The sequence below is a fragment of the Nostoc parmelioides FACHB-3921 genome (assembly GCF_014696625.1).
Classification (GTDB): domain Bacteria; phylum Cyanobacteriota; class Cyanobacteriia; order Cyanobacteriales; family Nostocaceae; genus Trichormus; species Trichormus parmelioides.
In genome coordinates, this window is the sequence record NZ_JACJQL010000029.1 from 82360 (window position 1) to 88849 (window position 6490).

Below are 6490 nucleotides of genomic sequence, written 5' to 3' on the forward strand. Positions count from 1 at the left end.
AGTCACCACCAGAAAAAATATTTTGTTAAAAGTAAGAATAAGCACCAACAATCATGATTTAAGTCTCAAATCACAAACTTGATTCTAATAGAATCTTGAAGGTATTTATTTTGCATATGAAAGCTAATTTAATCACCGCTTTAGTTACTACCGCCGCCACTATTGCAGGCTTGTGCTACAAAATTGATACGGCATCTGCATCTGGTTTTACTTGGAATAATTCTTGGACTCAACCTACTGTTCAAAACAAGTCTGTCACTGGTTTCAATGACGCACCTTTTCAACAATTTGTACAAGCAGAAGGTATTGAACTACCAAACAGTGGACAGCTTCTATTAGACCCCACAAAGCTGAAGCTAAAATATGACCATGAAGTTTCGGTTTACTTCATCAACGAAGGTGCTGGTTATAGAAACCAATTAGCCTTTGAGGCCACAGGAAGCACTAACAGTTCAGGATTAGTTTTTAATGACATTTCCTGTGAAGGCTCAGGATGTATTGGTGGTTGGGGTGGTAATACTCTACAACTAGGAGATGGAGTTAATCTGGGCAATTTTACCGCAGGTACTCAACTCGATTTATGGTTGCGTGCTGATGGTTTAAACCGTGGTGACTCAGCAAATATCTTCGGAACTAAAACCTCATCTAATGCTGATGGACTACAACACGTAGTTGCTTATAGTTTTAACAATTATATTTTGCTAGGCTTTGAGGATTTGTATGGAGATTTGGGTGCTTCGGGAACAGATGCAAATACTGGTAGGGACAATGAACATTCTGACCGCGATTTCAATGATGTGATTGTTGTTCTTGATGTCGGTCAGAGAAATGTACAAGCTTTAGTGAGTGCTACAACCCCTGAGCCGTCTGTTACTTTGTCGATGCTACTTATCGGATCTGTCAGTGTATTGGGGTTGCGCCGTCGTCACAAGCGCACCGCTCAATAAATTAATCTAGAGTCTGTTCTGCGTTCCTATCACACTGCTGGAAACAGCAACTATGAGTATAGTCGTCTACCAGAGACACTAAAAATGGCAAATGCGTTTTCACCCATATGATAAATGTGGGTGAATTTACGTTTAAAGTTACGCTATTAGGGTGTACTATGCCAATTCAAAGTCAAAATATCTGTTTTTTATTGGAAAAAGTTAGGTTTAAAATCGGACTTGCGTCCCGCTACGCTAAAGCCCCTAGTGAGTGGCTGTCTTGAATTTTGAATTTTGAATTTTGAATTTTGAATTGATTCATCTCCCACGATCGCGTTCTAAATCATCAATCACTTTCTGCATATACCACTCTTCCGACATCCCAGGTTGGTAATCTTTTTGCTGCTGAATTAATCTTTGAGCAATTTCCCAATACCCGCCAACCAACCGCAGGAGTTTTTGACGCAGCACATTCGACTTTTGTTGTTTATATTCGGGAACATATGTCTGAATTTGTTTGAGACTATCTTGGGTTAGTTGGTAATTGTCCCAATCTTGTTGTTCACAAAAGATACTAGCTGCACGTTGATAGTCTGCAACAGCGTTTTGCATTTCTTCGAGAAAAGTGTAAGCTATGCCGCGATTGTAGTAAGCTTGGGCATCATTGGGATTAATTTGCAGGGCTTTGCCATAGTCTTGAATAGCACCTAGATAATTACCCATTGCGCGATAGGTATTTCCTCTGGCAACATAACCTAAGGTGTCTTCTGGCTGCATTTGCATGGCTTGATTAAAATCAGCGATCGCACCTTGATGATCACCTAATAGAGAACGTGCTTTCCCTCTGTTACGATAGACGACTGCATCCTGAAAGTTTAATTGTAATGCTTGGTTAAAATCGGCGATCGCTTCTCGATAATTCCCCATTTTGCACCGCACCACTCCCCGACAGCAATAGGCTTGAGCATCTTGAGGATCGGCTTGTAATATCCAGTTTAAATCGGCTATGGCCTCTCTGGTGTCGCCCTTTTCGGCTTTGTCTAATAGTTGGGTAAAATATTCGTTAACAGATTTTATGGGGGCAATGGGGGGCTTTGTTGGCTGTATCGTAGCTTGTTTTGGTGGCTGTAACTGTTTAATTTTTTCTAAACACAGACGACAATTTTCCTGATCTTTTTGCTGTAAGTATAATTCCGCAGCTTTTTTAAAACTAGCGATCGCATCTTGAATATATCCCTGTTTGCGGCGCACCGTCCCCCGTAAGCTATGAGCCGCAGCATAACTTATATTCAGCCGAATCGTCTGTTCTATATCCTCTAGCGCACCTGGTAAATTTTTCAGCGCCAGCCTTGCTAATGCACGACAGTAATACGCTTCCAGACTTTCAGGGTTTATCTTTATGACTTCAGTGTAATCTGACACAGCCAAAAGAATAGCCCCTGAGTCATAATACGCTAAACCTCTTTGTAAATAAGCTTCAGCAAAATAAGGAGCAAGTTTTAAAGCATGGCTAAATTCCTCAATGGCTCCAGCGTAGTCTTTTTGTTTAGCTTTTTCCAGTCCCTGGTTATAAAACTCGTTATTCATAGCGTTTATTTTCAGTTCCAGGATTTAAAAACCCTACATTTTTCATAAAAAAGCGGGGGAAATGACAGCATTCAATTCCCCCCTATCTTGTAGATTATCAAATATTTTCAGCTAATTAATTCATAACTCCTATACTGTAACTTTCCTCAATCAGTCAACAAACTAGGAGAAGTTAATACAAAAACATCCCTAATACCTTGAGCTTCTATCTGCGGTTTGATTGGAGTAGTAAAATGATAAAAATCATGGTCATTGACCAATAATAACTCTCCGGGATTGAGAATCTTACTGAATACAGGCTTATCTTTTTTCGCAGTATATAAGTGCGTTTCCCCACCTTGAATATTCTCTCTATCAACAGAGAATATGCCGATAAAATCTGTACCATCTTGATGGATACCCTCAGGTGCGGGATTGCCAAAACTATCTGGAGAACAAGTAGTTCTGATTTGATGTACGCCGATTTCTGCTTCTGGATGGAGTTTGCAAGAATCACTAAATGCTAACACCAAATTTTTAAAACTATTAAGTCCGATGAGTCCGTCATCTAATTCTGCAAATTCTCTTTTAATATCCCCCACTAATGGATTGTAATCTTTACTTTGGAACAGATAACCATGAGGTAGCTTAACCAACTGATTTTCTGCAACTATAAATCGAGATAATCTTCGCAGACGATAGTTGCCTTTAATATAAGGATCAACTGGTAAATTATTATAAAACGGCTTAAAATCTCCCAACTCGATTGAATTTACCTTTCTGAGGGTGAACAAAAAGGCATATTCTAATTCCGTCATTCCCCCAACTATTTGCATAGGATTTTTCTCCTTGCAGATTGCAACCCTTCCGATTTTTCTCTAAGGAAGGCTTATTACACCGAGTATATGCTTCTTTTTATTAAAATGTCGTCATTTTAACTACAAAAATTGACAAATTGTGATAAAGGCATGACAAAAGCTGACCCATAAAATATGCCAAACAGATTCATGGTCATGGGTAATGGAAATATCACTTATTACTAACGTCTCTATTCTCTTGTAGGTAAAGATTTTAAATAGTCAGTACTTGGGTGTATATTGGCTAAGTACTGAACAAAGGTTATGGGACTAGTATCAGGATATAAAAATCTCTCTTCCCCATCCCCAAACCCTAATTCCCAATCCCCTTAAACATGATTGATTGGCTCTACCGTTACCCCCCTTTATATCCTGGTATTCTGCTAAAGCGCCATAAGCGCTTTTTTGCTGATGTGCAACTAGCTTCCGGCGAAGTTGTCACAGCACATTGTCCCAACACAGGCCCCATGACCGGAGTATCGACGCTAGGGAGTGCGGTACAACTTTCTAAAAGTGCCAATCCTAACCGTAAATTGGCTTATACTCTAGAACTGATTCAAGTACAGGACAACGAGCCGACTTGGGTAGGAGTAAATACAGCTTTACCAAATCAGATAGTCAAGTTGGCTTTGGCAAAATACTTGTTTCCAGAGTTGGGTAACTATAGCCACATCAAAAGTGAGGTAGTTTACGGGGTAGATAAAAAAAGTCGGGTGGATTTCTTTTTGACAGGAGATGATACAGAACGCCCAATTTATTTAGAGGTAAAAAATACAACTTGGGCAAAAGAGACTTTAGCATTATTCCCCGACACAGAAACCACAAGGGGACAAAAGCACCTACGGGAATTAATGGCGTTATTGCCACAAATGCGATCAGTAATGCTGTATTTTATTAATCGTGGTGATTGTACAGAGTTTGCCCCTGGTGATAGTACAGATCCTATATATGGTAAGTTGTTACGAGAAGCGATCGCCTTAGGTTTAGAAGTCTTACCGTGTCGTTTTGATGTTACCCCGGAAGGCATCCGTTATTTAGGTTTAGCAAAACTGGTAATTTAATCTCATCAATGATAATTATCATCATGGGTGTATCTGGTTCTGGTAAAACCACCATCGGAAAGATGTTGGCGGAATCTTTACACTGGGAATTTTATGATGCTGACAGTTTCCACTCACTAGAAAATATTGAGAAAATGCGGCGTGGTATTCCTCTGGATGATGCTGATAGAATACCTTGGTTACAAAGTTTGCAAACCGCTATTACAAATTGGCTGCAAAACAATAGAAATGTTGTTTTAGCCTGTTCTGCACTCAAAGCTAGCTATCGGCAATTTTTATTATTAGATACTGATATTAAACTAGTCTACCTGCAAGGGACATTTGAACTCATTCAAACAAGACTAAAAAAGCGTGAACATCATTTTATGAATGTCGAATTGCTCACGAGTCAATTTGCATCACTTGAGGAACCAGATGATGTTATACGTGTAGATATTTCTCAGTCACCCCAAGTTATAGTACAAGCTATTATAACCATGATAAATGTTTAATGATAAGAAGAATTTATATATTTAATGCTCCTGTTATATACCTCATTTATAGGCGTAGCCAGATAAATTAGGACATCAAGCCAAGATAAAACCCTGACAAAACAAGATTTTCAAGTGTGTCAACAGATAACAGTTATATTTGCAAAAATATGTTATTAATATCAATCTTGAAAACTTGAAACTTACACACTAAAATTGAATACGCCCTTGCCAATTTTCTATCATCTTTGGACTAATTCCAGGTACTTTATCCAAGTCTTGTGATGAGACAAATTTTCGCTGCTGACGGGCGACAATAATTCTTTGAGCTAGCTTTTTACCTACACCGGGTAAGGTTTCTAATTCTGCTAAATCTGCTGTATTGATATTCACTACTTGAGTTGGAGTCAATTCGCTGGAAGTGGGAGTTTTAATTTGACCACATTGCTTTTGTTCTTGTTGAATTTGTGCTTGGACTTTGACCGGGACACCAACTTGAGCTTTAGCATACAGACGAGCAAATTCACGCTCATAATGAGCAGCAATTGTAGGATTATTAATTACTATCAAAGTCTCATCATTGCCATGATTTGCTGCATCAGACCAGTTGTGAGAACCTGTAATTACTATTTGGTTGTCGATAACAGAAAATTTATGGTGTAGTAGGTCTCCTTCTCGTAAAGTGGGTACGCCCACCGTAGTAACTGGATTAGACCAAGGTCGATTATCAATTTCATATCGGCATTTATTACCCAGGGCAATTCCCATCATATCTAAAGCTTCGCTGTAATAGCGATAAGCGAATTGTTTATCAATTAATGCTCGAATTGAGACTTGTTGTTGATGACGGTTTTCTAATGTATTAGCAAGACGCTGTTCGGAAAAAACAAACAACGCCATATCGATAGATTTATTCGCTAAATTTAAGGTTTCACTAATTAAGCCATTGCTGCTTTGAATCCAAAGTAAGGCGGGTGAAGTTGGAGAAAAATGTATAGTAATTGTATTGTCACCCAAGGTAATTTTTTGGGGAGGACGTACAGGTTTCTGTAAACCAAATTTACTGTCTGGTTTACCTCCAACACCATCACCCCACATGAGGTTAAATTCTTCTGTGAACAAAGCTGCTAATTCTGGGCTATCAATGTGTAATAGATTGTTGGCATTTCCCAAACTGGAAGAATTAGAAAAATCCCCGAAAACATCGCTTAAGGTGAAATTTGCTGAAGTCACAATTACTATGCGATTATCTACAACCACAAACTTATGGTGCATCAACTTACTACCTGCTGAACCATCAGCTTGATCATCAATCCAAGGAATTTGGGAATTTTGTAAAATTATGAGTGCATCCCTCTGATTAACTTCTTCAGGACTGAGTTGATTGTCTTGATTTAGGTCTACAAATTTAAAGTATTCTTGATAGCGTGCTTGTTCTCTATCAGTTAATTTCTTGACTTCATCTGGTGTCAAGTTACTCAAAGAACGAGTATAGGTATTTTCTATAGCGTTTACCAGTCTAATGAAGTACATTATTTAAAATAAAGATAGTGTAGATACTCAAGGGTAAAAATGAAACCATATTCCCTAGACTTTCGCCAAAAAATATT

The 6490-nt window shown here is 38.6% G+C and carries 6 protein-coding genes; 3 read left to right on the plus strand and 3 right to left on the minus strand.

Translation table 11 applies throughout. The features are described from left to right. Positions 1 to 116 precede the first annotated feature (116 nt). Complete coding sequence (locus H6G14_RS18780) at positions 117 to 947, plus strand: DUF4114 domain-containing protein (RefSeq protein ID WP_190568841.1); 831 nt, start codon at positions 117 to 119, stop codon at positions 945 to 947. A 297-nt stretch (positions 948 to 1244) separates the two neighbouring features. On the opposite strand, the gene H6G14_RS18785 is transcribed toward H6G14_RS18780, so the two are convergent. Next, on the minus strand, positions 1245 to 2513 hold the full coding sequence (locus H6G14_RS18785; RefSeq protein ID WP_190568842.1) for a tetratricopeptide repeat protein: 1269 nt from the start codon (positions 2511 to 2513) through the stop codon (positions 1245 to 1247). A 146-nt stretch (positions 2514 to 2659) separates the two neighbouring features. After that, positions 2660 to 3328, minus strand: coding sequence for a 2OG-Fe dioxygenase family protein (locus tag H6G14_RS18790; RefSeq protein WP_190568843.1), 669 nt, complete (start codon positions 3326 to 3328; stop codon positions 2660 to 2662). Between the two features lie 356 nt (positions 3329 to 3684). On the opposite strand from H6G14_RS18790, the gene sfsA reads away from it, so the two are divergent. Together sfsA and H6G14_RS18800 are read left to right on the plus strand one after the other, a co-directional pair. Then, a complete protein-coding gene (gene sfsA, locus H6G14_RS18795) occupies positions 3685 to 4410 on the plus strand; it encodes a DNA/RNA nuclease SfsA (protein ID WP_190568844.1) in 726 nt (241 codons plus the stop codon). An 8-nt stretch (positions 4411 to 4418) separates the two neighbouring features. Next, positions 4419 to 4901 carry a gluconokinase gene (locus H6G14_RS18800; protein WP_190568845.1) on the plus strand — a complete coding sequence of 161 codons (483 nt, stop codon included), beginning with the start codon at positions 4419 to 4421 and terminating at the stop codon, positions 4899 to 4901. A gap of 189 nt (positions 4902 to 5090) precedes the next feature. Here H6G14_RS18800 and H6G14_RS18805 read toward each other — a convergent pair whose 3' ends face one another. Further along, positions 5091 to 6413: a DUF655 domain-containing protein gene (locus H6G14_RS18805; RefSeq protein ID WP_242053478.1), complete on the minus strand. Its 1323-nt coding sequence runs from the start codon at positions 6411 to 6413 to the stop codon at positions 5091 to 5093. Between the last annotated feature and the right edge of the window lie 77 nt (positions 6414 to 6490).